Below are 23,322 nucleotides of genomic sequence, written 5' to 3'. Positions count from 1 at the left end.
CTGTCAGCTTTTTCTGACTCGCCCTGACCGAGTGGCAAGTGACCGGAATGCGGAGATCCGACCGGATGAATGATCAGGCCAATAGCGTTGATGAACGTTATGAAGCGGCGGCACCAGCAAGCCTCACTAGCTGGAATCGTCATGACACCACCTGGATGCTGGGCCTGTTTGGCACGGCGATTGGTGCGGGAACCTTGTTTTTGCCGATCAACGCAGGTGTTGGCGGTTTCTGGCCGCTGTTGATTCTGGCGCTGCTGGCATTCCCCATGACCTTTTATGCACACCGGGGCCTGACCCGCTTCGTGTTGTCCGGTCGCGAGGGCGCCGACATCACCGAGGTGGTCGAAGAGCATTTCGGCCTCAAGGCCGGCGCGCTGATCACCTTGCTGTACTTCTTCGCGATCTTTCCGATCCTGCTGATCTACAGCGTGGCCTTGACCAATACCGTTGGCAGCTTCCTTGAGCACCAGTTGCACATCATGCCGCCACCGCGGGCGATCCTGTCGTTCGTGCTGATCCTTGGCCTGCTGGCGGTGGTACGTTGTGGCGAGCAAGTGATCGTCAAGGCGATGAGCCTGATGGTCTACCCGTTCATCGTCGCGCTGCTGTTCCTGGCGGTGTTCCTGATTCCGCACTGGAATGGCGGCATCCTCAGCACCGCGAGCACCCTGCCAGAGCCTTCGGCATTGCTGCATACGCTGTGGCTGGCGATTCCGGTGATGGTCTTCTCGTTCAACCACTCGCCGATCATCTCGGCGTTCGCGGTAGACCAGAAGCGTCGTTATGGCGTCCACGCCGAAGAACGCAGCTCGCAGATCCTGTCCCGCGCTCACCTGTTGATGGTGGCGATGGTGCTGTTCTTCGTCTTCAGTTGCGTATTGACCCTGTCGCCTGCGCAGTTGGCCGAAGCCAAGGCGCAGAACCTGTCGATCCTGTCGTACCTGGCCAACCACTTCAGCAACCCGACCATCGCGTTCGTGGCGCCGTTGATTGCGTTCGTGGCGATCTCCAAGTCGTTCCTGGGTCACTACATCGGTGCCAGTGAAGGCCTCAAGGGGTTGATCGTGAAAAGCGGCAAGCGTCCGGGTGCCAAGGCCCTGGACCGCATGACTGCGGCGTTCATGCTGGTGGTGTGCTGGATTGTCGCGACGCTGAACCCGAGCATCCTGGGCATGATCGAGACCCTGGGTGGGCCGATCATTGCGGCGATCCTGTTCCTGATGCCGATGTACGCGATCCGTAAGGTGCCGGCGATGGCCACGTACCGTGGTCAGGCGTCGAATGTGTTTGTCACGGCGGTGGGGTTGGTGGCGATTACAGCGCTGATTTATTCGTTTATTGGGTGATTTGGTTGTTTCGTTTGTAGAGAATGCGGCTGATCCAGTTTGTGGGTTGGCCGTTTTTTTTGGCTTGGGGTGGGGGGCATAACAACGGATATGCCCCCCCCAACACAAGAGCCACCACATTCCCCGAGCACAAAAAAACGCCGCGTATCTCACGACACGCGGCGTCTTCTACAACAACGAAGCCTTAGGCTTGAACAACCGGGATGTTGGCGTTCGCAGCGGCTTCACGGAACTCGGCGATCTGGTCGAAAGACAGGTAGCGGTAGACATCGGCCGCCATGCTGTCGATCTTGCCAGCGTATTCCATGTACTCCTCGACGGTCGGCAGGCGACCCAGGATCGAAGCCACGGACGCCAGCTCGGCCGAAGCCAGGTAGACGTTCGCACCATCACCCAGACGGTTCGGGAAGTTACGGGTCGAAGTCGACACCACGGTCGAGTTCGGCTCTACACGAGCCTGGTTACCCATGCACAGCGAGCAGCCCGGCATTTCCATGCGCGCGCCAGCTTTGCCGTAGATGCCGTAGTAGCCTTCTTCGGTCAGTTGGTGAGCGTCCATCTTGGTCGGCGGCGACAGCCACAGACGGGTTGGCAGCTGACCCTTGACCTGCTCCAGCAGCTTACCGGCAGCGCGGAAGTGACCAATGTTGGTCATGCACGAACCGATGAACACTTCGTCGATCTTCTCGCCAGCAACGCTGGACAGCAGACGGGCGTCGTCCGGATCGTTCGGCGCGCAGAGAACTGGCTCCTTGATCTCGTTCAGGTCGATTTCGATGATTTCCGCGTATTCGGCGTCAGCATCGGCAACCATCAGCTCAGGGTTGGCAATCCAGGCTTCCATCGCTTGGGCGCGACGTTCCAGGGTGCGCGCGTCGCCGTAGCCTTCGCCGATCATCCAGCGCAGCAGGGTGACGTTGGAGCTCAGGTACTCGGTGATCGACTCTTTCGACAGCTTGATGGTGCAACCGGCAGCCGAACGTTCGGCCGAGGCGTCGGACAGCTCGAAAGCCTGTTCGATGCTCAGGTTGTCCAGGCCTTCGATTTCCAGGATGCGGCCGGAGAAGGCGTTCTTCTTGCCTTTCTTCTCTACGGTCAGCAGGCCAGCCTGGATCGCGTAGTAAGGAATGGCGTGAACCAGGTCACGCAGGGTGACGCCCGGTTGCATTTCGCCTTTGAAACGCACCAGGATCGATTCCGGCATGTCCAGTGGCATCACGCCAGTGGCTGCGGCGAACGCTACCAGGCCGGAACCGGCCGGGAACGAAATGCCCATCGGGAAACGGGTGTGGGAGTCACCACCGGTGCCGACGGTGTCCGGCAGCAGCATGCGGTTCAGCCACGAGTGGATGATGCCGTCGCCCGGACGCAGGGATACGCCGCCACGGGTCATGATGAAGTCAGGCAGGGTGTGGTGGGTGGTCACGTCGATCGGCTTTGGATAGGCCGCGGTGTGGCAGAAGGACTGCATCACCAGATCGGTCGAGAAGCCCAGGCACGCCAGGTCTTTCAGTTCGTCACGGGTCATTGGACCGGTGGTGTCCTGGGAGCCGACGGTGGTCATCTTCGGCTCGCAGTAGGTACCAGGGCGAACGCCTGCTACGCCGCATGCCTTGCCGACCATTTTCTGCGCCAGGGTGAAACCTTTGGTGCTTTCGGCAGGTGCTTCAGGCTTCTTGAACAGGTCCGAAGGTGGCAGGCCCAGTTCGGCACGTGCTTTTTCGGTCAGGCCGCGGCCGATGATCAGCGGAATACGGCCGCCAGCGCGAACTTCGTCCAACAGTACTGGCGTCTTCATTTCGAAGGTGGTCAGGACTTCGTCGGTGCCGTGCTTGCAGACTTTGCCAGCATGCGGGTACAGGTCGATCACGTCGCCCATGTGCATGTTGGTGACGTCGAATTCGATTGGCAGTGCGCCAGCATCTTCCATGGTGTTGTAGAAGATCGGAGCGATCTTGCTGCCGAAGCAGAAACCGCCAGCGCGCTTGTTCGGCACGTAGGGAACGTCGTCGCCGAAGAACCACAGCACCGAGTTGGTAGCCGATTTACGCGAAGAACCGGTACCGACCACGTCGCCGACGTAGGCGATCGGGAAGCCGGCGTTGCGCATTTCTTCGATCTGCTTCATCGGGCCGGTGACGCCTTGCTGGTCAGGCTCGATGCCTTCACGGGCCATTTTCAGCATGGCCAGGGCGTGCAACGGGATGTCTGGACGGGACCAGGCATCAGGTGCAGGGGACAGGTCGTCGGTGTTGGTTTCGCCGGTGACCTTGAATACGCGCAGGCTGATCTTGTCGGCCAGGGTCGGGCGGTTCTTGAACCACTCGCCGTCAGCCCAGGATTGCAGGACGCCTTGGGCGTGTGCGTTGCCGTTCTTGGCTTTTTCCGCGACGTCGTGGAACGCATCGAACATCAGCAGGGTGTGCTTGAGTTGGGCGGCAGCGACCGGGGCCAGTTCGGCGTCGTCGAGCAGGTCAACCAGGGTCACGATGTTGTAGCCGCCCTGCATGGTGCCGAGCAGTTCTACAGCGCGTTTTTTGTCGATCAGAGGGGAAGTGGCTTCGCCCTTGGCCAGGGCGGACAGGAAACCAGCCTTGACATAGGCTGCTTCGTCCACGCCAGGTGGAACGCGATTGGTGATCAGGTCCAGCAGAACGGCTTCTTCGCCAGCCGGGGGGTTCTTCAGCAGCTCGACCAGGCCTGCAGTTTGTTCGGCGTTAAGCGGCTGGGGAACGATACCCAGTGCTGCGCGCTCTTCGATATGTTTGCGGTAGGCTTCAAGCACAGTTATTACCCTCATCAGTGGTCCCAAATGGGTGTCCGGGACGCTCATCCCGAAATTGCCGTACTCATGCGCTGCGTGGCGTTGTGGGCCGCTTAGCCAGAATTACCGACAATTCCTTACAGAAGCTGCTTTCAAAGTTTTACGCCTGCAGAACGGGAGCTGATGAGGGTTGGCGCAAGGTTTTTCACCGCTGAAAAACCCTTCGCCAACACCGCTCTGAAGGAACGACTGTGCTCGTGACGCTTTGAAAACAGCTTCTAACGGACATTGGCGCCTAAAAAGGCTGGCTGATTCTACGGCAAAAAAAAATTAAAGGTAAGTTCGACCCTGAACTTTGAGGGGTGATGAATGTTAGACAAAGGGCTAACATGCCGGCCTGTCCTGCTTTCTCGCGTCCTGCCTACCTATGCCCAATCAGACTATCAAGACCCCCTGCATCGGCCTCTGCTCCACTGTTTACGGGGATCTGGTGTGCCGTGGTTGCAAGCGTTTCCACCATGAAGTGATCCATTGGAACGGTTACAACGAGGAAGAAAAACGCGCTGTGTGGCTGCGTCTTGAGCAGTTGCTGGTGCAGGTGATGGCCGGCAAGCTGGAAATTTTCGATGCCAAGCGCCTGCGCGAGCAGCTGGAATCACGAAAAATCCGCTTTGTGCCCCATCAGTCGGAATATTGCTGGGCCTATCAGTTGATTGCCCGTGGGGCGCGGGTGATCAACAACCTGGAGGCCTATGGGATGGTGCTGCTGCCGGAGTTTCGCGAGTGGAACCTGCCGGAGCTGCGTGATGCCATTGATCGGGAATTTTTCCTTTTGTCCGAGGCGCATTACCAGCGCTACATCGCCCCGGGTTTTCTCAAGGATGTATTTGGCGGCTAGGTTAAAAAACCTCGCCGGCAAGCCGACGCCCAAGGTGGAGTTGGCTTACCAGCGAAAGCGCCTCATCAGGTCTCGCTAGACGCCAATTCCTCCAGGTGATCCATGATCTCCTGCGGCTTGAGCACCAGCACGTCGCTTTCCAGCGAGTCGAGCACCACTTCCGCGGTATTGCCGATCAACGCCCCCGAGAATCCGCTGCGCGCCACGCTGCCGATCACCGTCACCGCCGCCTGCAGCTTGTGGGCCATGTGCGGAATCAATACATCGGCCGGGCCTTCCTCGACATGCAGGTGCTCGTCATCGATGTCGAACTCGGCCTGGAACGCCTTGCAGTCTTCGCGATAGCGCGCCTCGATGGTTTCCTTGAGCTGGAACACCGGGTCGGCGGCCGACAGCATCGGCGACGGATGCGCGGTGATCACATGCAGTTGGGCCTTGGCCAGGTGAGCGATGTCGAACCCATGATCGACGATAGTGGCGTGCAATACCCGATGTTCGGGGTCGTTGTTCCCCACATCGATGGCCGCAAGGATAGTCCCGCCGGTCCAGGGTTTGGCGGTTTTCACCAGTAGCACCGGGCTCGGGCACTGGCGCAGCAGTTTCCAGTCGTCCGGGGTCAGGAGGAATTTTTTCAGCGGATTGTCGGCAAAGTGCTGCTTGACCACCAACCCGCAGCCTTCGGCCTGCTGCACATCGACAATGGTGTCGTGCACGGTTTCGTTCCAGGCCTGCTCGGTGGTAACGCTATGGCCTTCGCCCACCAGGCTGGCCTTGAGCACGCTCAACAGTGCCGAGTGATCATGCTTTTTATCGCAAATCAGCAAATGCAGGTGCGCCTGGGTGACCCCGGCGATCAACTTGGCGCGCTTGAGCGCCAGGCTTTCTTCGGGGGAGGGCTCAATCACCACCAGAATGCTGCGGATGTCTTGCATGGTCAGGATCTCCGATGACAAAAAATAAGCGTGTTGAACAACTATAGATGCTGGTGGTGATCCAGGGCCTTGATGCATATCAAGTGCAGCGACTGGTGGTCTGCCGGCAGCCCGGTATAATCGCGCCTCGCTTTGAACCTTTTGCCCGTGAGCCCCATGTCATCGATCCCTGAAATCCTCGCCGTCCTGCCCCATGGTCCTGTTGAACTGTCGGAAGTGAGCCAATGATCCTTCCCGAGATTCATGAGTTCCTTGGTTGCCGGACGCCGGATGGCTGGGTTCAGGCGGCGCTGGCCGATCAGGAAACCCTGCTGATCGACCACAAGAACTGCGAGTTCAAGGCCGCCAGCACAGCGTTGAGCCTGATTGCCAAGTACCACTCCCATGTTGACCTGATCAACCTGATGTCGCGCCTGGCCCGTGAAGAACTGGTGCACCACGAGCAGGTCATGCGCCTGATGAAGAAGCGCAAGATCGCGCTGCGCCAGCTGTCCGCCGGGCGTTACGCCTCGGGCCTGCGCAAGGTGGTGCGCAGCCACGAGCCGGTCAAACTGGTGGACACCCTGGTGGTCGGGGCCTTTATCGAAGCGCGCAGTTGCGAGCGATTCGAGGCACTGGTGCCGCACCTGGACGAGGAGCTGGGCAAGTTCTACTTCGGCCTGCTGAAAAGCGAAGCCCGGCACTTCCAGGGATACCTGAAGCTGGCCTATCAGTACGGCGACGCCAAGGACATTGCCCAGGTAATCGAGCGGGTCCGCGCTGCCGAGCAGGAGTTGATCGAGTCGCCGGACGTCGAATTTCGCTTCCACAGTGGTGTACCGGCCGCCGCCTGACACCCGCCGGGTAATTGTCAAAGAACCCGGGGCAATTGTTAAAAACTCTTAAGAGTATGAAAGATCACTGAAAACCGTCCGCCAAGGGCGGTTTTTGCCGTCTGTCGTCTGCGTCCCGCCGCCGATTGGCGCCATAATGCCGCCCCTTCACTCAAGGCGTGGTCGACGGTCGTTATGGATAACCTGGGTTTTGGCAAAGTATTGCTGGTGGAAGACGACGAAAAGCTCTCCGGGCTGATCGCCTACTTCCTGTCCCAGCACGGCTTCGAAGTGCGGCAGGTGTATCGCGGCGACCTGGCCCTGGCCGCGTTCATCGAGTTCAAGCCGAAGATGGTCGTACTCGACCTGATGCTGCCGGGCCAGAGCGGGCTGCACCTGTGTCGCGAGATCCGCAGCCTGTCCGATACCCCCATCGTCATCCTCACTGCCAAGGAGGATGACCTCGACCACATCCTCGGCCTGGAGTCTGGTGCCGACGACTATGTGATCAAACCGATCAAACCACCGGTGCTACTGGCCCGCCTGCGTGCCCTGCAACGCCGCCAGGTCCCGGAAAGCACGGTGCGCGGTTCGCTGGAGTTCGGCGGGCTGCTGATCGATCGCAGTTGCCGCGAAGTGCGCCTGGCCGGCGAGCTGATCGAACTGACCACCATGGAGTTCGAGTTGCTGTGGTTGCTGGCGAGCTCGGCCGGCAAGACCCTGTCCCGGGACGACATCCTCAACCGCATGCGTGGCATCGCCTTCGACGGCCTCAACCGCAGCGTCGACGTGTACATCAGCAAGCTGCGGGCCAAGCTCAAGGACAACCCGCGCGAGCCGGTGTGCATCAAGACCGTGTGGGGCAAGGGCTACCTGTTCAATCCGTTTGCCTGGGAGCTCTAGATGCTGCGTCTGTTCTTTGGCCTGTTCCTGGTGCTGGCGATTGGTCTGGTGGCGGCCATCGAGGTGGTGGACCGGACCTTTACCGCGGTCCTCGACGGTGACCTGAAAACCTATAACCGCGAGGCGGTGCGCGGGCCCGCCTATTCTCTGGTGGAGCAACTGCGTGAGCTGGATGGGCCGGGCCGCCAGGCGCAACTGGAAAAACTGCGACCCCATTACGGCCTGCGCCTGCAGTTGGTCGAGCCGGCCGAGTTGGCGCTGAGCGACACCGAGCGGGCCGAGCTGGCGGATAACCTGATGGTGGTCCGCGACACATACACCCAGTTCATCTCGCGCATCGACGACGGCGAGCAACTGCTGAGCATCAAGCTGCCGGAGGAGCCCAGCCACACCACTATCTACATGCTCCTTGCCTACAGCATGCTCGGGGTGTTGCTGGGCATCGTGCTGTTCTTCTGGGTCCGCCCGCACTGGCGTGACCTGGAAAAACTGCGCCTGGCCGCCGAGCGCTTTGGCGACAATGACCTGACGGCGCGGATCCAGTTGTCCAAGCGCTCGAACATTCGTGACCTGGCCGAACACTTCAACCAGATGGCGGCGCGCATCGAAGGCCTGATCGCCAACCAGCGCGAGCTGACCAACGCGGTGTCCCATGAACTGCGCACGCCGATTGCGCGACTGTCGTTCGAGCTGGACCAGCTCAGGCAGCAGGCTGATCCGAGTGCCAACAAGGCGCTGATCGCCGACATGTATGCCGACCTCGGCGAGCTGGAGGAGATGGTCTCCGAGCTGCTGACCTACGCCAGCCTGGAGCGCGGCGCGACGGTCATCAGCCGGGAAAACATCCAGGCCAACAACTGGCTCGACAGCGTGGTCGGCAGTGTAGCGCTGGAGGCCGAAGCGGCCGGGGTGCAGTTGCTGATCGTCGAGTGCCAGCTAGCGCAAGTGCGCCTGGAGCCGCGCTTCATGGCCCGGGCGGTGATCAACCTGCTGCGCAACGCCATTCGGTATGCCGAGCAGCGGGTGGAAGTGTCGTTGGTGCGTAACGGCGATCACTATGAAGTGCGGGTCAATGACGATGGCCCCGGCGTGCCGGTGGAAGGGCGGGAGAAGATCTTCGAACCGTTCTCGCGCCTGGACGCCAGCCGCGACCGCCGCACAGGAGGCTTCGGCCTGGGGCTGGCGCTGGTGCGGCGAGTGTCGCAATCCCACGGCGGGCACGTGCACGTGACGGACTCGCCATGGGGCGGGGCGTCGTTTCGCATGACCTGGGCGCACCTGGATTAACCAGCAAACCCCACAATGACGGTGTTCACAACACAAAACTGTGAGCGACAGCTTGCTCGCGATGGATGTCAACGATTACACGTGCATTCAGGATGCCCGCGGCGCTCTCCAGCTCATCGCGAGCAGGCTCGCTCCCACAGGTGTATCGCCGGTTGCGATTCTTCACTGACAAACCAGCTGCCACAACACAAAACTGTGAGCGACAGCAGCCCTTGTAGGAGCGAGCTTGCTCGCGATGGTCGTCAACGATTACGCGTACATTCAGGATACCCGCAGCGCTCTCCAGCTCATCGCGAGCAAGCCAACTGCCACAATGACTGTGCCCCTCAAAAGGTGTACACCACCTGCCCAGCCACAGTTGTCTGCCACCGTCGCTCGACCAGTGGACTGTCGGCGGCATCGCCGTTGAGGTACTGCAGCGCCAGCACCGTGGACACGCTCCATTGTTCATCGATCGGCAGGGACCAACTGAGGTCCGCGCCGCGACTGACCAGCCCAGCGTGGGTGTCGTGGGCGCGAAATTGGCTGCGCGAAGCCTGTTTGGTGCTGACCCCATACCAGGTGCGCACATAGTTGCTGTCACCGAACTGACTGTTGAGACTGCCCAGCAACTCGCCGTAGGCACCCTTGTACAGCGGGGCGCTGATGCTCAACTTCAGGTGGTTGTAGGCCGAGCCGGTGTCATGCTCGTCGTCCTTTTCCAGCGCGTGTTCGAAGGTCGCGCCAAGGATGGCTTCGCCCAAGGGGTAGGTGGCCTCAAGGCCGAACACCGGGCGCGATTGGATCGAACCCATGCCATTGAGCGCGTCGCTGCCGTGGAACTGCGATTTGCGGTCCTTGCGCGCATCACTGGCGCCGACATACAGGCTCAGGCCAAAGTCGTCCTCGTCAAAGGCCCAGCCCAAACCCTTGTCGCTGTCCAGGAAGAACCCATGAGGGCTGGTGATCTGCACACCCAGCAGCGGTGCACTGACCCGCTCGTCGCTGCCGCTGTAGCGGGGCAGGTTGGCGATGCCGGTGTGCACACTGGCGTGCCAGTCATCGGCAGGCAACGGCTCGGCGCCGATCAGCAGGCCGAAGGAGGTGAAGACGAGGCACAAGCACTTGCGGTTGTTCAGGGAAGACATGGGGCACCCAGGGGAAATTAGGATGCCGCCATGCTAGGCGCGCGAACTCAGGCAATCTTTGACAGCTTTGTCGGGAAACTGTCAAAGACTGTGCAGCGCTCCGGCCAGTCCTCAGCCCGCTTCGACCGGCACCAGGATCGCATCCCCGGTGGCGACCAGTTTCAACTGTTCGCCGTTCTGGGCAAACAGTTCGGCGCGGGCGAACACCTGTTTCTTGCCGGCCTTGATCACCTTGCCCTTGGCGATGAATACCTCACCCACCGCCGGTGCCAGACAGTTCACCGAGAAGTGCGAGGCCAGCACGTTACCGGCCACCGTCCCGGCGGCAAAACCGCAGACGGTATCGAGCAGGGCGGCGATCATCCCGGCGTGCAGGAAGCCGGCATATTGCGCCATGTCGGCCTCGCGAAAGGCCATGCTTAGTTCCACCTCGCCGCTGTCGGCACGGGTGACTTGCAGGCCGGCCCAGCGGTTGAAAGCCGAACTTGAGTTGATCTGTTTGAGTGTGTTGAGCATGTCGAATCCCTCCGGTTGAAACTTCACCCTGCGCCAGGGCCAATTGAAAGTCATCGACGATAGAGCAGGGTGATAGGCACCCAGGAGGCTTGTGAATGCAGGCGAGTGGATATCTGGCGCAAGCCGATTATGCTTCAGGGAGGCCATCAGCCTGGATCCCCGCCAAGCGGCATGGACAGAGAGGCACTCCGGCCTATGACAACTACTGGACGGAGAACACCCATGCCGGCAATCGACAGCACCTCCACGGGCAGCGCGCCTCATCACGGAATCACCAAGGAGGAGCGCAAGGTCATTTTCGCCTCGTCCCTGGGGACGGTATTCGAGTGGTACGACTTCTATCTGTACGGTTCCCTCGCCGCGATCATCGCCAAGCATTTCTTTGCCGGGGTCAACGAGACCACCTCGTTCATCTTCGCGCTACTGGCCTTCGCCGCGGGCTTCGCGGTCCGGCCTTTCGGCGCCATTGTGTTTGGTCGCCTGGGCGACATGATCGGGCGCAAGCACACCTTTCTCATCACCATCGTGATCATGGGGGTCTCCACCGCCGTGGTGGGATTCCTGCCGGGCTACGCAACCATCGGCGTGGCGGCGCCGATCATCCTGATTACCCTGCGGCTCTTGCAAGGCCTGGCCCTGGGCGGTGAATACGGGGGGGCGGCGACCTACGTCGCCGAGCATGCACCCAAGGGCAAGCGCGGCTTTTTCACTTCCTGGATCCAGACCACCGCGACCCTCGGGCTGTTCCTCTCGCTGCTGGTGATCCTCGCTTGTCGCACCATCCTGGGCACCGAGGCATTCGAGGCCTGGGGCTGGCGGATTCCGTTCCTGCTGTCGATCCTGCTGTTGGTCATCTCGGTGTATATCCGCCTGCAGCTCAGCGAGTCGCCAGTGTTCCTCAAGATGAAAGCCGAAGGCAAAGCTTCCAAGGCGCCGCTGACCGAGTCTTTTGCCCGCTGGGATAACCTCAAGATTGTGATCATGGCGTTGCTCGGCGGCACCGCTGGCCAGGCCGTGGTCTGGTACACCGGGCAGTTCTATGCGTTGTTCTTCCTGTTGCAGACGCTGAAGATCGACCCGCAGACCGCCAACCTGCTGATTGCCGGTTCCCTGCTGATCGGCACGCCGTTTTTTGTGATCTTCGGCAGTCTCTCCGATCGCATCGGCCGCAAGGGCATCATCATGGCCGGCTGCATCCTGGCGGCGCTGACCTACTTCCCGATCTTCCATGCGCTGACCCAGTACGGTAACCCCGACGTATTCATCGCCCAGGAGAAAAACCCGGTCACGGTGGTCGCCGATCCCGCGCAGTGTTCGTTCCAGTTCGACCCGGTGGGCAAGGCCAAATTCACCAGTTCCTGCGACCTGGCCAAGACTGTGCTGGCGAAGCGGGCGATCCCCTACAAGAACGAAAAGGCCGAGCCTGGCACCGTGGCCCAGGTGCGTATCGGCGACCAGGTGATTCCCAGTTTCGAGGGCACCGGCATGCCGGCCGCCGACTTCAAGACGCGCAACGATGCGTTCGTCGCCTCCCTCGGCAGCGGCCTCAAGGACGCCGGATATCCCGAGAAGGCCGACCCGGCGAAGACCAACTACCCAATGGTGCTGCTGCTCCTGACCATCCTGGTGATCTATGTGACCATGGTCTACGGGCCCATCGCCGCCTGGCTGGTGGAGTTGTTCCCGGCGCGCATTCGCTACACCTCGATGTCGCTGCCGTACCACATCGGCAATGGCTGGTTCGGAGGATTCCTGCCGACGGTCGCGTTCGCTATGGTGGCGGCCACGGGGGATATCTACTACGGGCTCTGGTACCCCATCGTCATCGCGATGATGACGGCCATCCTGGGCATCTTCTTCATGCCGGAAACCAAGGACCGGGATATTCATCACACCTGAGGCTGGGGCCCATCCCGGGGTCTTCGTCCAGTAGGCGAAACCTCGGGAACCCGCTTTGCAGTTATCACATTAAGTTGAACTTTCCGTGAGGATTTAGCGATCTATTGGTCGGCATACTCCCTGACAAATCCAACGTCAGGAACTGATCATGTCAGTGCTGCCCACCCCTCTCCGCGCTCCTGTCGAGCATCCGTATGCCAGCCATCCGCGCTGGCTGCGGCTGACCCATTGGCTCAATGCCCTGGCCGTGCTGATCATGGTGACCAGCGGCTGGCGCATCTATAACGCCTCCCCTCTGTATGACTTCAGTTTCCCCCTGGCGATCACCCTCGGTGGCTGGCTGGGCGGCGCCTTGCAGTGGCATTTTGCGGCGATGTGGCTGCTGTTGTTCAACGGCATTGCCTACCTGCTGATCAACCTTGCCAGTGGTCGCCTGTCACGGCAGTTTTTCCCCTTGTCGGCCAAGGGCGTGGCGCAAGACCTGTGGGCCGCGTTGAGGGGTCGCCTGGGGCATGCCGACCTGAGCCGCTACAACCAGGTGCAACGGCTGGCCTACCTGTTCGTGATGCTCGACATCGCGGTGCTGGTGGTCTCCGGCCTGGTGCTCTGGAAGTCGGTGCAATTCGCCACGTTGCGCGAGCTGCTGGGGGGCTATGAAGCCGCCCGGCATGTGCATTTCGTGGCTATGGCGCTGATGGTGGGGTTCGTTGCGGTCCATCTGCTGATGGTCGCCGTGGTGCCTAAAACACTCTGGGCGATGATCGTCAGCCGCAAGGAGCGCACATGAACAAGCACACGCAAGGTCCACAACTGGATGAGTCCTCCATTCTGACCGATGCCAGGAAAATCCTCGCGCCACAGCTGCAAGTCGAGGACCGCTCGCGTCGCTCGTTCCTGCTCAGGGGCCTGACCCTGGGGGGTGTGGCGATGTTGTCCGGTTGCAGCCTGACCGACAACGACAGTGTCGAAACCGCACTGTCGGCGATGTCACGGTTCAATGACCGGGTGCAGGGCTGGCTGTTCAACCCCAACGCACTGGCGCCGACTTATCCGCAATCGATGATTACCCGGCCGTTCCCCTTCAATGCCTTCTACGGCATCGACCAGGTGCCGGTGGTCGAAGAAGCCGAGTATCGCCTGGAAGTCACCGGCCTGGTGGCGGACCGGCGCAGTTGGCGCCTCGATGAATTGCGCGCCATGGCGCAGACCGAGCAGATCACCCGGCATATCTGCGTGGAAGGCTGGAGTGCAATTGGCCGTTGGGGCGGGGTGCGCTTCAGCGATTTCCTCAAGCGGATCGGTGCCGACACCGATGCCAAGTATGTCGGCTTCAAATGCGCCGACGACTACTACACCAGCATCGACATGGCCACCGCCCTGCATGCGCAAACCCTGCTGGCCCTGACCTATGACGGCGAAGTGCTGCCGCGCCGCTATGGCTTTCCGATGAAGCTGCGCATGCCGACCAAGCTGGGCTACAAGAACCCCAAACACATCCAGGCGATATTCGTCAGCAATACCTACAGCGGTGGCTACTGGGAAGACCAGGGCTACAACTGGTTCGGTGGTAGCTGACGGGCGCCGAGAATTTCTACGGCGCGGCACTCGCTGCGTCGATTCGCAACCTGAGCTTCAAGGAGTTACACCATGAACAAGATCACCACTGCAGTCCTGTCCATGTGCCTGGCACTAGGCGCCGCCAGCGTGTATGCCGCTGACACCATGTCCAAAGATGCGATGAGCAAAGACGCCATGAGCAAGGACTCGATGTCCAAAGATGCGATGAGCAAAGACGCCATGAGCAAGGACTCGATGTCCAAAGATGCGATGAGCAAAGACGCCATGAGCAAGGACTCGATGTCCAAGGATGCGATGAGCAAAGACGCCATGAGCAAGGGCTCGATGTCCAAGGACGCCATGAAAAAAGACGCCATGGCGCAGTAATACCCACCCCTGCAGATCCCATGGGCCGCCTTCCTGGCGGCCTTCTTGCGTGGCCAATCGGCACCGCGCGCCAGGCACTATAATTAACCTGTGTTGTGGCGCGTATTGCCCGGCGAACCCGCTGGCCATACGACGGCTCACAACAGAGGGTTCTGCCATGAAAAATCATTCCTTGCAGCATTTGTCCCACGATCTGGGCATGGCCGTTCACGACACGTGGACCACCACCCGGGTGAAATCCGCCCTGGCCTTCGCCGATAAGACGTTGAGCCTGAATGTCCACGTCAAGACCCATGCCGGCACAGTGGCCTTGAGCGGCAGGGTGCTGACCCATCGCCAGTGTGAACAGGCCATTGAACTGGCCCGGGGCGTGCCCGGGGTCATGGAAGTCGACGCCCGGGAACTGCTGACTAACGTGTTCATGCCGGGCAGCAACATGGAGGCGCCAGACGCCGAGGAGCGCCACGAGTACCGCTCGCCGTTGTCGGGCAAGAAGGACGATGAGCCTTAGCTGACCCGCAACCCAGGCGTAGCAGCCGGGGACTGGCTCCCCGGCTGGCCCAGCCCGATCACAGCTGGACGTGACACCTGACTCGCTGCTGCTCACCCCCACGCATCACCTGTGGTTGTTCACAACCGTGGGTGCTGAAGCTGCAGCGCTCACGGAAAAAACAGCCTGCGGGCAGTTGCCGGTTACCGGGTAGCTCGGTTGGCGCGGCGACCTGTTCGGCATGCAGGGCAACCCCCAGGCGCGGCACCGCTTCGAACAGCAGGCGGGTGTAGGGATGGCGCGGTTCTTCGAGGACCTGGGCGGCGCTGCCCAGTTCGACAATCTGCCCCAGGTACATCACCGCCACACGGTCGGCCATGTGCCGCACCACCGAGACGTTGTGCGAAATTAATATGTACGTCAGGTTGCGGGCCCGTTGCAATTCGGCCAGCAGGTTGAGGATCTGCGCCTGCACCGAGATATCCAGGGCCGAGGTCGGCTCGTCGAGGACGATGATGTCCGGGTCCGAGGACAGGGCCCTGGCGATGGCGATCCGTTGCCGCTGGCCACCGGAAAACTGGTGGGCAAACCGGTCCAGGTACTCCGGGCGGATCCCCACCTGCGCCGCAACCTTGGCCGCGATCTCGCGCATTTCGCTGCGGTTGCGGTGGCCGCGGGCGTACAGCGGTTCGGTGATGATCCTCCAGATCGGCAGGCGCGGATCAAGGGACGATTGCGGATCCTGGAACACGATCTGCACGTTGCTGCTGCCCGGTCCCTTGCTGCCAGCGGCCCAGTTCAGCTCACCGCTGCTGGGCGCGAGCAGGCCCATCAGCAACTGGGCCAAAGTGCTTTTGCCGCAGCCGGACTCGCCGACGATACCCAGGGTTTCCCCGGCCCGCACCTGCAGGTCAATGCCGTTGAGGGCGTGGGCGTAACCCCGTGGTCGCCCCAGCCAGTCGTTGCTCACCGGGAAGCGCACACGCACGTCCGTGAGCCGCAGGATCTCGGCAGCGGATTCGCTAACGGGGTGAATCAGCGCACTGTTCATCACGCAAACTCCTTGAGCGGCAACCAGCACGCGCTTTGGCGTTGCTCATTACCCTGGATGGGGGTCAGGACCGGACGCTTGCCACACACTGGCATGCTGTGCGGGCAGCGTTCTTCGAAAGTGCAGCCCACGGGCAGGGAGGCCAGGTTGGGCACTTGCCCGGGAATGGTCATCAGCGGCTGACCCGGCTCGACCATTTCCGGCAGGCCGCTGAGCAACCCCTGGGTGTAAGGGTGTTGGGGGTTGCCCATGACTTCGGCGGTGCTGCCTTGCTCGACCACGGCGCCGGTGTACATCACGTAGACCCGGTCGCAGAACTGCGAGACCAGCGCCATGTCGTGGGTGATCAGCAAGATCGCCGTGCCTTTTTGCCGGGCCTTCTCGCGTAGCAGCAACAGCACCTGGCGTTGCACCGTGACGTCGAGGGCGGTGGTCGGCTCGTCGGCGATCAGCAATTGTGGTTCGCAGGAAAACGCCAGGGCGATCATCACCCGTTGGCGCATGCCACCGGACAGCTCGAAGGGATAGCTTTCCAGCACTTGTTCAGGGCTGGCGATGTGCATGTCGCGCAGCAAGGCAATGGCCTTGGTGCGCGCCTCGGCGGCACTGATCTTCTGGTGGTGGATGATCACGTCGAGCATCTGCCGGCCGATGCGCCGGGTCGGGTTGAGCGCGGTCATCGGCTCCTGGAAAATCATCGCCGCATCGCGACCGCGAATCTGCAGCAAGTCCTTTTCCGGGGCAGCGAGCATGTCGCGGTTGAGCATGTGCAGGCTGCCACCGGTCACGCGATAACTGCGCTCGGGCAGCAGGCGCATGCTGAGCATTGCGGTCACCGACTTGCCCGAGCCGGACTCGCCGACCACGCCGACTATTTCCCCAGGATTGACGTGCAGCGAGACGCCGTTCAACGCCTTGACGTTGTTCTTGTAGGCCGGGAATTCCAGGCTCAGGTTTTCGATGGCCAATACAGGCGTAGCAGTGTGCATGGTCATTTCCCCTGTTGCCGTGGGTCGAGCAGATCGCGCACGCCATCGCCCAGCAAATTGAAACCGGTGGCGGTGATCAGGATCGCCAGCCCCGGGAAGGTCGAGTACCACCAGTTGTCCAGGATGTAGTTGCGCCCGGTGGCGACCATGGCGCCCCATTCGGCGGTGGGTTGTTGTGCGCCCAGGCCGATGAAACCCAGGGCCGATGCCATGAGGATCGCGCTGCCGATATCCAGGCTCAACTGCACCAGCAAAGGGGGCATGGCATTGCGTGCGACGTGCCAGTGCACCATGTGCCAACGCCCGGCGCCGAAGGTTTCGGCAGCCTTGACGTAGCCCATCTGGCGGATGCTCAGGGCCTGGCCGCGGGCCAGGCGCACATAGGACGGAATCCGTACCAGGGTAATTGCCAACATGGCATTGAACAGGCTGGCGCCCAGCGCGGCGGCCAGGGCCATGATCAGCACCAGCGACGGCACCGACAGCATGATGTCCATCAGGCGCATGGTCAGGGCATCGAAGCGCCCGCCGATCACTCCGGAAAAACAGCCCAGCAAGCCGCCAATCAAGCACGAGGCAAAGGCCACGAACAGGCCGACGCCCACCGATTGCTGGCTGCCGTACAGGACTCGACTGAACAGGTCGCGGCCGACTTCGTCGGTACCGAACCAGTGCTCGGCCGACGGCGGTGCCAGGCGCTCGGCGAGGTGCAGGGCGTTGGGATCATGGCTGGCCAGCCAGGGCGCAAAGATCATGCAAAGCAGGACAATCAGGGTGATTGCCAGGCCGGCCATGGTCAGCGGGCTGCGGCGGATCTGGTAGGCCAGGTAGGCGAGTTTTTCGCGCCAGCGCGGACCACGCGCGGCCGTCAGGGTCAGGGACATTTCAATTCACCTCGCCAATGCGTGGATCGATCACGCGGTACAGAAGATCGATGGCCATGTTCAGCAGTACATAGATAAACGACACCAGGATCGCGAAGCCCATCACTGCCGGGAAGTCCAGGGACTGGATCGACTTGACCACATAGGCGCCCATGCCGGGCCAGGCGAACACGGTTTCGGTCAGCACCGCGCCATACAGCAAGTCGCCCAGGGTCAGCCCCAGCACCGTCACCGAAGGGATCAGCGCATTGGGCAGCGCATGGCGCAGGATCACTGTCCAGCGTGACAGGCCATAAGCCCGGGCTGTGCGAATGTAGTCTTCGCCGAGTTGGTCGAGCATCGCCGAGCGGATCTGCCGGGCGACCACGCCCAGGGTCACGAAGCCCAGGGTCGCGGCCGGCAGGATCAGGTGTTCCAGGGCGTCGAGAAACAGCCCGCCGTCACCGGCCAGCAGGGCGTCGATCAGGTAGAACCCGGTGAAGGTCGGCGGCGGTGCCACGCCTTCGGACAAGCGGCCGCCGCCGGGCAACCAGCCCAGGTGGCCGTAGAACAGCACTATGGCCCCCAGGCCCAGCCAGAAGGCCGGTGTGGAAATGCCAGTGACCGCCAGGGTCCGCGCGATCTGGTCGATCGCCCGGTTGTGATAGACCGCCGACAGCACGCCCAGGGGCACGCCCACCAGGATCGCCAGGAACAGCGCCACCAGGGCCAGCTCCAGCGTGGCAGGGAAGAATGCCTGCAAGTCTTCCAGCACTGGACGGTTGGTGCGGATCGACGTCCCGAGGTCGCCGTGCAACAGGTCCATCAGGTAGCGGCCGTATTGTTGGTACAGCGGCAGGTCCAGCCCCAACTGGTGACGAATGCCCGCCACCAGCGCATCGCTGGCCCGGTCGCCGGCGATCAACCGGGCGGGATCCCCGGGGATCAAGTGGGAAATTGCAAAGGTAATCAGCGAAACGCCGAACACGACCAACACCAGGCCGAACAGGCGCTTGCGCAACAGAGTCAGGAAGGCCATTTGGCACCTCAGTCACAGCAACGACAAAATTCAACAGCCGCGCCAGCCATTGCTGGCTGGCGCGAGGGAGCGGGTTTACTTGCTCATGCTGCCAAGGTTGAACACCTGTTCCAGCATCGGGTTGAACACGTAGCCCTTGACCGAATCACGCATCGGCAGGGTGTAGCTCTTCTGATAGAGGTAGGCGTAGACGCTGTCCTTGAGCACCATTTTTTGCGCGCTCTGGTACAGCTCGACGCGCTTGGCCGTGTCGCTGGTGGTGGCGGCCTCGCGGATCAGGGTGTCGACCTGGGGGTTGCTGTAGAACGAACGGTTGCCTTGCAGGCCCTGCATCTTGGAGTCGAACCAGAAGTTCATGAACATGTAGGGGTCGGCGAAGTCCGGGCTCCAGGTGCCCACGGCGATGTCGTAGTCGGCCTGGCCAACGCGTTCACGCAAGGTGGCGTTGGCGGTTTTTTCCAGCTTGAGGTTGATGCCCAACGGCGCCAGGGCCGCTTGCAGGGTCAGGCCGATCGGCTCCCAGTTGGCGTCCTTGTCCGAGTACATGTAGCTCAGGTTGGTGATCTTCTGCGGTGCCTTGGCCAGGCTCTCCTTGGCGGCTGCCATGTCTTGCTTCATCTCGGGCAGGGAGCTGTCGTAGGCCCACATGCCATCCGGGATCGGCCCGTTCAGCAGCTTGGCCTTGTCCTTGAGAATGCCCTTGACGATGCCGTTGTAGTCCACTGCTTCGGTAATCGCCCGGCGAGCGTCGACGCTGGTCAGCGGGCCTTTCTTGTTGTTCAGGTACAGGTAGGTGACCCGCAGCGACGGGAACTCCTTGACCACCACGCCCGGCTTGCTGGCGAGAGCGCCCAACTGGTCTTCGGGCATGTCCTCGATGATGTCCAGGTCACCGCGTTCCAGTTGCAGGCGGCGCACCGACGGCTCGGCGATGATCTTCAGCACCACGGTTTTCAGCGCAGGCTTGGGCCCGGCGAAGTGCGGGTTGGGCTCCATGGTCAGCGACTGGCCTTTCTGCCAGTTGCTCAGGCGGTACGGGCCGGAACCTGCGGTGTGGCTGGACAGCCAGGCGTTGGTTTCCGCGCCTTTGCTGGCCACGGCCGGGTTGACGATCGAAGCGCCGTTGTGGGCCAGGGTGAACAGGAACGGGGCGAACGGCGTCTTGAGCGTGAAACGAATAGTCTGTGGGTCGATCACGGCGACCACCATGTCTTCCGGGAACGCACCGGACGGCCCTTGCTTGAGGGTCATCAGGCGGTCGAAGGAAAACTTCACGGCGGCGGCGTCCACACTGGCGCCGTCATCGAACTTGTTGCCGGGCTTGATCTTGAATTCCCAGACCAGGTTGTCCGGGGAAACGGTCCAGCTTTCAGCCAGGTCGCCCTGGACTTCGGTGCTGCTCTTGTCACCCTCGATCTTGTAGCCCACCAGGCGCTGGTAGGACGGGTAGGTGATGGTCCAGTCGTTGTTGTCGAAGGTCACGGCCGGGTCGAGGGTCTGCGGGTCGGCGGGTTTGCCGATGACCAGTGTGTCCTGGGCGACGGCCGCGCTGGCGGCTTGCCAGGCGCCGAGGCTCAGGGCGCTGCACAGGACGCTCAGCAGCAGTTTGCCGACGCCGGGGAAAGGTTTGCGGGTCACGGTGGTGATTAGGGTCATGCCGGTTTCCTTGATCATTCGATGTATGGAAGTACGTCAGGTTTGTTTTTATAAAATCTATAACCGGGCAGTAGCATGTGAAGCAGGGTGGAGCGTTTTGTTGTTGTAGGTCGCGGCAGAAACTCTGCGGTTTCTTCGGTACGTCTTGGCCGGGGGCGGTTCATTCCTCCAGCAGGGGGTAGTCGTCGGCATTCGGCAGTTCGAAATGCCACCACTCGGTGGCGATGGCCTGGAAGCCGGCGCCGAGCATGATCCCCAGCAGCAACAGGCGATTGCGCTGCACGCTCGCTGGCAGGTCGGGATAAAACTGATGGGACTTTTCTTCCATCGCGTCGAAGGCCGTGCCCATGTCCAGCGGCGTGCCATCGCTGTCCACCAGGGTCAGGTCGACGGCCACGCCGCGGCTGTGGTGCGAGCCCAGGTGGGGATCACGCACGTAGTCGTTGTTGGGCAAGGCTTCCCATAACAGGTACTGGGCATACGGCGGGCGGTAGGCGTCATAGATGCGCAGGGTGTAGCCGGCCAGGCGCGCCAGTTGGCTGGCCTTGTCCAGGCACTCGGCGGCTGCGGCGTGCAACAGGCAGCGCGCCGTCGGGTAGATCACTTTTCCAGCCAGGTTGTCGGCACTGGCGTAGATCAGATCGATTTGCACCTGATAACGCTGGGCGTCAATTTCTACAAGGGGGCTGTGGCTCACGCAAACACTCCAGTTGGGATTCAGTGGGGCGGGGGGATCAGCCTTCGAACTGGCCGAAGGCTTTTTGCAATTGACGGTTCCTGGCCAGGCGTTCATCGAGGCGCTCGCCGTATTTCTCCGCGACGGCCGAAACCACCAGGTTCAACAGGCACGCCAGGGGCGCCGGGGAGTCCCAGAACTGCCCGACATCGGTTTTCAGCTGCAACAGGTCAAGGGGATAGTCACGGGCCCAGGGGCATTGCAGGTCGGTGATCAGCGCCAGCGGCAGGTCGTTGTCGATCGCCGCGTCGCAGAAGGTCTGGGTCACGCTGGAGTACGCGCGAAAGTCGGCAATGATGGCGTACGGGTTGGCGAAGCCGGAGTTCAGGGTTTCGGCATAGATGCCCGACAGGCCATCGACGTAGTAGACCTTGGGGCGAATGTATTCCAGGTGACTGTGGAAGGCCGTGAGGATCCCGCGTGTGGACTGGATTCCGAGAATGAACACCGCATCGGCTTCGTAGATGCGCTGCACGATCTGGGCAAAGGTCTCGCTGCGCGCCAGGGCGTAGACCATCTGGATCGCTTCGATCTCGCGATGTTGGGAGCGCTCCAGGGCGTCGTCGGCGTTGGTTTCGGCACGGAAGGCGGCAATCCGGTCGGTGATCAGCCAGGAAGTGGGCGCCTCGCCGCGCAGGCTCTGTTTGACCTCATCGATATTCTGGTAGCCCAGGGAGCGCAAGAACCGCCCCACGGAAATCCCGGTGGTGGAGGTCTGCTGGGCGATGCTGTCGGCCGACTCGAAGGGCAATTGCTCGGGGTTGCCGAGCAGGTAACTGGCGATGCGCTTGCCGGTCGGGGTCAGGCTGGAGAACTTGTGTTCCAGCAACTGCAGAAAACTGTTCTTTTCCATGGACATAGGGGCGCGCCAGGTACGGGATTGTTATATATGTGTCATTTATTGTGACCGTGTTATGAACATAACATTCGTTATCGAGGGAACACAACGCCTTTTTACTCAGTGCGCCAATGACCCGGTTTGCCGGCTGGACGCTGTTGCGTCGCCTGTGGCATGGTCCAGCGCTCAGGTACGTCAGGCTTGTTCAGTAGTCGGGGTTGTCGTGATGGTTGCGGGTGAGTTGTGCGCTGCACAGATGTCGATGGCCACGCTCGAGGCATTTAATGGTTGCCTGCTCCAGCTGGCGCGGGTTGCGCGGGAGCGGGGCGGTTCGCACTTCATTGCCGAAGGCTTGCAGGCCTTTCGCCAATTGGTGCCGTTTGCCTCGGGTTGGTGGGGTGAGATGTCGGCCTCCCACGCCAGCGCGCCGCCGCAAAGCTGGATGCACGGGCGTATCGACCTGCCGGAGTCCTTTGTCGAGGAGTGGAGCCAGGTGGCGGAACTGGACTGCTTCGCCAATGACACCTTTACCCGCCTGGGGCAGGTGATGCGCGACAGCGAGTTCACCGACCCCAGCGAGGAAGTGAACGACTTCGCCCGCCGGCATGATCTCTATCACCTGATGAGCATCACTTTCGAATTGCCTGAAAGCGGCCTGTACTTTTTTGTCTGCCTGTACCGGGGCGTCGACGACGCGACTTTCAATGAGTGCGAGGCCGGGTTGTTCCAGGCCTTCTGTGATCACTTGTTGCAGCTGTGGCGATTCCAGGTGCAGGACATGATCCGCCTCGACACCGGCAATGGCGCCAGCGATTTTGGCGTAGCGCGCATGGACGGCAGCCTGCTGTATGTGGGCGCGCAGTTATGTGCCGCGATTGGCCGCGAAGTGCCGGGGTGGAACGGCTCGATCCTGCCGCCCCAAGTCATCGCCCAACTGGCCAAGGTCCCCTGCGTGATGCGCCTGGGCCGCTGCGCCCTGACCCTGAGCCCGAATGCCGAGCATGTGATCCTGTCCCTCGAAGCGCCACCGCGCGGGGTGGTCCTGGCCCCCCGCGAACGCACGGCGGCCATGCTGTTTGCCGCGGGTCACTCGTACAAGGAAATCGCCAGGATCCTCGCCCTGAGCCCCGCCACCGTGCGCACCTACCTGCGCAATTGCTACGTGCAGTTGGGGGTCAAGAGCAAGGTCGAACTGGGCTCGGCGTTGCGCTCCAACAGCTGACACGCAGCAA

General features: G+C 61.6%; 22 protein-coding genes. 11 read left to right on the top strand and 11 right to left on the bottom strand.

The genetic code is table 11. From position 1 onward, the window contains the following. The first annotated feature begins 65 nt into the window (after positions 1 to 65). Positions 66 to 1,346: a serine/threonine transporter gene (locus ACM6IP_RS18185; RefSeq protein ID WP_414862002.1), complete on the top strand. Its 1,281-nt coding sequence runs from the start codon at positions 66 to 68 to the stop codon at positions 1,344 to 1,346. Between the two features lie 184 nt (positions 1,347 to 1,530). Here ACM6IP_RS18185 and acnB read toward each other — a convergent pair whose 3' ends face one another. Then, the gene (gene acnB, locus ACM6IP_RS18180; protein WP_095171427.1) at positions 1,531 to 4,131 is read right to left on the bottom strand and encodes a bifunctional aconitate hydratase 2/2-methylisocitrate dehydratase; all 2,601 of its coding nucleotides are present in this window, start codon (positions 4,129 to 4,131) and stop codon (positions 1,531 to 1,533) included. A 406-nt stretch (positions 4,132 to 4,537) separates the two neighbouring features. On the opposite strand from acnB, the gene ACM6IP_RS18175 reads away from it, so the two are divergent. Continuing rightward, entirely contained in the window at positions 4,538 to 5,008 is a 471-nt protein-coding gene (locus ACM6IP_RS18175) for a DUF1289 domain-containing protein (RefSeq protein WP_159996767.1), read from the top strand. A 65-nt stretch (positions 5,009 to 5,073) separates the two neighbouring features. Here ACM6IP_RS18175 and ACM6IP_RS18170 read toward each other — a convergent pair whose 3' ends face one another. Beyond that, on the bottom strand, positions 5,074 to 5,940 hold the full coding sequence (locus tag ACM6IP_RS18170) for a universal stress protein (RefSeq protein ID WP_095171423.1): 867 nt from the start codon (positions 5,938 to 5,940) through the stop codon (positions 5,074 to 5,076). Positions 5,941 to 6,164: 224 nt separating this feature from the next. On the opposite strand from ACM6IP_RS18170, the gene ACM6IP_RS18165 reads away from it, so the two are divergent. From ACM6IP_RS18165 to ACM6IP_RS18155, 3 genes are all read left to right on the top strand, one after another. After that, a complete protein-coding gene (locus ACM6IP_RS18165) occupies positions 6,165 to 6,773 on the top strand; it encodes a tRNA-(ms[2]io[6]A)-hydroxylase (RefSeq protein ID WP_159996763.1) in 609 nt (202 codons plus the stop codon). 174 nt (positions 6,774 to 6,947) lie between these two features. Then, positions 6,948 to 7,655: a winged helix-turn-helix domain-containing protein gene (locus ACM6IP_RS18160; RefSeq protein WP_320332554.1), complete on the top strand. Its 708-nt coding sequence runs from the start codon at positions 6,948 to 6,950 to the stop codon at positions 7,653 to 7,655. Continuing rightward, positions 7,656 to 8,942, top strand: coding sequence for an ATP-binding protein (locus ACM6IP_RS18155; RefSeq protein ID WP_095171417.1), 1,287 nt, complete (start codon positions 7,656 to 7,658; stop codon positions 8,940 to 8,942). Positions 8,943 to 9,268: 326 nt separating this feature from the next. Here ACM6IP_RS18155 and ACM6IP_RS18150 read toward each other — a convergent pair whose 3' ends face one another. Beyond that, positions 9,269 to 10,069 carry a MipA/OmpV family protein gene (locus ACM6IP_RS18150; protein WP_095171415.1) on the bottom strand — a complete coding sequence of 267 codons (801 nt, stop codon included), beginning with the start codon at positions 10,067 to 10,069 and terminating at the stop codon, positions 9,269 to 9,271. 111 nt (positions 10,070 to 10,180) lie between these two features. Continuing rightward, the gene (locus ACM6IP_RS18145; protein ID WP_095171413.1) at positions 10,181 to 10,585 is read right to left on the bottom strand and encodes a PaaI family thioesterase; all 405 of its coding nucleotides are present in this window, start codon (positions 10,583 to 10,585) and stop codon (positions 10,181 to 10,183) included. 222 nt (positions 10,586 to 10,807) lie between these two features. Between ACM6IP_RS18145 and ACM6IP_RS18140 the strand changes: the two genes are divergently transcribed. The 5 genes from ACM6IP_RS18140 (at position 10,808) to ACM6IP_RS18120 (ending at position 14,939) form a co-directional block, all read left to right on the top strand. Next, entirely contained in the window at positions 10,808 to 12,484 is a 1,677-nt protein-coding gene (locus ACM6IP_RS18140) for an MFS transporter (protein WP_414862001.1), read from the top strand. 148 nt (positions 12,485 to 12,632) lie between these two features. Continuing rightward, a complete protein-coding gene (locus ACM6IP_RS18135; protein ID WP_414862000.1) occupies positions 12,633 to 13,271 on the top strand; it encodes a cytochrome b/b6 domain-containing protein in 639 nt (212 codons plus the stop codon). After that, positions 13,268 to 14,059, top strand: a complete 792-nt coding sequence (locus ACM6IP_RS18130) for a molybdopterin-dependent oxidoreductase (RefSeq protein ID WP_414861999.1) — start codon at positions 13,268 to 13,270, stop codon at positions 14,057 to 14,059. The genes ACM6IP_RS18135 and ACM6IP_RS18130 overlap by 4 nt, the downstream gene beginning before the upstream one ends. Positions 14,060 to 14,131: 72 nt before the next feature. After that, positions 14,132 to 14,428 carry a pentapeptide MXKDX repeat protein gene (locus ACM6IP_RS18125; RefSeq protein WP_414861998.1) on the top strand — a complete coding sequence of 99 codons (297 nt, stop codon included), beginning with the start codon at positions 14,132 to 14,134 and terminating at the stop codon, positions 14,426 to 14,428. 157 nt (positions 14,429 to 14,585) lie between these two features. Next, positions 14,586 to 14,939 (top strand): BON domain-containing protein, encoded by a 354-nt coding sequence (locus ACM6IP_RS18120; RefSeq protein WP_095171405.1) that lies wholly within the window; start codon positions 14,586 to 14,588, stop codon positions 14,937 to 14,939. Between the two features lie 58 nt (positions 14,940 to 14,997). On the opposite strand, the gene ACM6IP_RS18115 is transcribed toward ACM6IP_RS18120, so the two are convergent. The 7 genes from ACM6IP_RS18115 to ACM6IP_RS18085 all read right to left on the bottom strand — a co-directional run bounded on the left by ACM6IP_RS18115 (position 14,998) and on the right by ACM6IP_RS18085 (position 22,111). Then, positions 14,998 to 15,969, bottom strand: a complete 972-nt coding sequence (locus tag ACM6IP_RS18115; RefSeq protein ID WP_414861997.1) for an oligopeptide/dipeptide ABC transporter ATP-binding protein — start codon at positions 15,967 to 15,969, stop codon at positions 14,998 to 15,000. After that, on the bottom strand, positions 15,969 to 16,958 hold the full coding sequence (locus ACM6IP_RS18110; RefSeq protein ID WP_095171469.1) for an ABC transporter ATP-binding protein: 990 nt from the start codon (positions 16,956 to 16,958) through the stop codon (positions 15,969 to 15,971). The genes ACM6IP_RS18115 and ACM6IP_RS18110 overlap by 1 nt, the downstream gene beginning before the upstream one ends. Before the next feature lie 2 nt (positions 16,959 to 16,960). Then, a complete protein-coding gene (ddpC, locus tag ACM6IP_RS18105) occupies positions 16,961 to 17,842 on the bottom strand; it encodes a D,D-dipeptide ABC transporter permease (RefSeq protein WP_414861996.1) in 882 nt (293 codons plus the stop codon). A 1-nt stretch (position 17,843) separates the two neighbouring features. Continuing rightward, positions 17,844 to 18,860, bottom strand: coding sequence for an ABC transporter permease (locus ACM6IP_RS18100; RefSeq protein ID WP_095171400.1), 1,017 nt, complete (start codon positions 18,858 to 18,860; stop codon positions 17,844 to 17,846). 75 nt (positions 18,861 to 18,935) lie between these two features. After that, positions 18,936 to 20,516: an ABC transporter substrate-binding protein gene (locus tag ACM6IP_RS18095; protein ID WP_320332544.1), complete on the bottom strand. Its 1,581-nt coding sequence runs from the start codon at positions 20,514 to 20,516 to the stop codon at positions 18,936 to 18,938. A 160-nt stretch (positions 20,517 to 20,676) separates the two neighbouring features. Further along, positions 20,677 to 21,213: a D-alanyl-D-alanine dipeptidase gene (ddpX, locus tag ACM6IP_RS18090; RefSeq protein ID WP_095171397.1), complete on the bottom strand. Its 537-nt coding sequence runs from the start codon at positions 21,211 to 21,213 to the stop codon at positions 20,677 to 20,679. A gap of 37 nt (positions 21,214 to 21,250) precedes the next feature. Next, positions 21,251 to 22,111 carry a MurR/RpiR family transcriptional regulator gene (locus tag ACM6IP_RS18085; RefSeq protein ID WP_095171395.1) on the bottom strand — a complete coding sequence of 287 codons (861 nt, stop codon included), beginning with the start codon at positions 22,109 to 22,111 and terminating at the stop codon, positions 21,251 to 21,253. 241 nt (positions 22,112 to 22,352) lie between these two features. Between ACM6IP_RS18085 and ACM6IP_RS18080 the strand changes: the two genes are divergently transcribed. After that, positions 22,353 to 23,312, top strand: coding sequence for a helix-turn-helix transcriptional regulator (locus tag ACM6IP_RS18080; RefSeq protein WP_095171467.1), 960 nt, complete (start codon positions 22,353 to 22,355; stop codon positions 23,310 to 23,312). The last annotated feature ends 10 nt before the right edge of the window (positions 23,313 to 23,322 follow it).

The sequence above is a fragment of the Pseudomonas sp. IT-P176 genome (assembly GCF_949767245.1).
Taxonomy (GTDB): Bacteria; Pseudomonadota; Gammaproteobacteria; order Pseudomonadales; family Pseudomonadaceae; genus Aquipseudomonas.
This window is presented reverse-complemented; position numbering and strand designations above follow the sequence as displayed.

Excerpts from the sequence above, each read along its gene's own strand:
- ACM6IP_RS18185 (WP_414862002.1), top strand. The coding sequence starts at position 66 with ATGAATGATCAGGCCAATAGCGTTGATGAACGTTATGAAGCGGCGGCA.
- ACM6IP_RS18175 (WP_159996767.1), top strand. The coding sequence starts at position 4,538 with ATGCCCAATCAGACTATCAAGACCCCCTGCATCGGCCTCTGCTCCACT.
- ACM6IP_RS18170 (WP_095171423.1), bottom strand. The coding sequence starts at position 5,940 with ATGCAAGACATCCGCAGCATTCTGGTGGTGATTGAGCCCTCCCCCGAA.
- ACM6IP_RS18165 (WP_159996763.1), top strand. The coding sequence starts at position 6,165 with ATGATCCTTCCCGAGATTCATGAGTTCCTTGGTTGCCGGACGCCGGAT.
- ACM6IP_RS18160 (WP_320332554.1), top strand. The coding sequence starts at position 6,948 with ATGGATAACCTGGGTTTTGGCAAAGTATTGCTGGTGGAAGACGACGAA.
- ACM6IP_RS18155 (WP_095171417.1), top strand. The coding sequence starts at position 7,656 with ATGCTGCGTCTGTTCTTTGGCCTGTTCCTGGTGCTGGCGATTGGTCTG.
- ACM6IP_RS18150 (WP_095171415.1), bottom strand. The coding sequence starts at position 10,069 with ATGTCTTCCCTGAACAACCGCAAGTGCTTGTGCCTCGTCTTCACCTCC.
- ACM6IP_RS18145 (WP_095171413.1), bottom strand. The coding sequence starts at position 10,585 with ATGCTCAACACACTCAAACAGATCAACTCAAGTTCGGCTTTCAACCGC.
- ACM6IP_RS18140 (WP_414862001.1), top strand. The coding sequence starts at position 10,808 with ATGCCGGCAATCGACAGCACCTCCACGGGCAGCGCGCCTCATCACGGA.
- ACM6IP_RS18135 (WP_414862000.1), top strand. The coding sequence starts at position 12,633 with ATGTCAGTGCTGCCCACCCCTCTCCGCGCTCCTGTCGAGCATCCGTAT.
- ACM6IP_RS18130 (WP_414861999.1), top strand. The coding sequence starts at position 13,268 with ATGAACAAGCACACGCAAGGTCCACAACTGGATGAGTCCTCCATTCTG.
- ACM6IP_RS18125 (WP_414861998.1), top strand. The coding sequence starts at position 14,132 with ATGAACAAGATCACCACTGCAGTCCTGTCCATGTGCCTGGCACTAGGC.
- ACM6IP_RS18120 (WP_095171405.1), top strand. The coding sequence starts at position 14,586 with ATGAAAAATCATTCCTTGCAGCATTTGTCCCACGATCTGGGCATGGCC.
- ACM6IP_RS18115 (WP_414861997.1), bottom strand. The coding sequence starts at position 15,969 with ATGAACAGTGCGCTGATTCACCCCGTTAGCGAATCCGCTGCCGAGATC.
- ACM6IP_RS18110 (WP_095171469.1), bottom strand. The coding sequence starts at position 16,958 with ATGCACACTGCTACGCCTGTATTGGCCATCGAAAACCTGAGCCTGGAA.
- ddpC (WP_414861996.1), bottom strand. The coding sequence starts at position 17,842 with ATGTCCCTGACCCTGACGGCCGCGCGTGGTCCGCGCTGGCGCGAAAAA.
- ACM6IP_RS18100 (WP_095171400.1), bottom strand. The coding sequence starts at position 18,860 with ATGGCCTTCCTGACTCTGTTGCGCAAGCGCCTGTTCGGCCTGGTGTTG.
- ACM6IP_RS18095 (WP_320332544.1), bottom strand. The coding sequence starts at position 20,516 with ATGACCCTAATCACCACCGTGACCCGCAAACCTTTCCCCGGCGTCGGC.
- ACM6IP_RS18085 (WP_095171395.1), bottom strand. The coding sequence starts at position 22,111 with ATGTCCATGGAAAAGAACAGTTTTCTGCAGTTGCTGGAACACAAGTTC.
- ACM6IP_RS18080 (WP_095171467.1), top strand. The coding sequence starts at position 22,353 with ATGGCCACGCTCGAGGCATTTAATGGTTGCCTGCTCCAGCTGGCGCGG.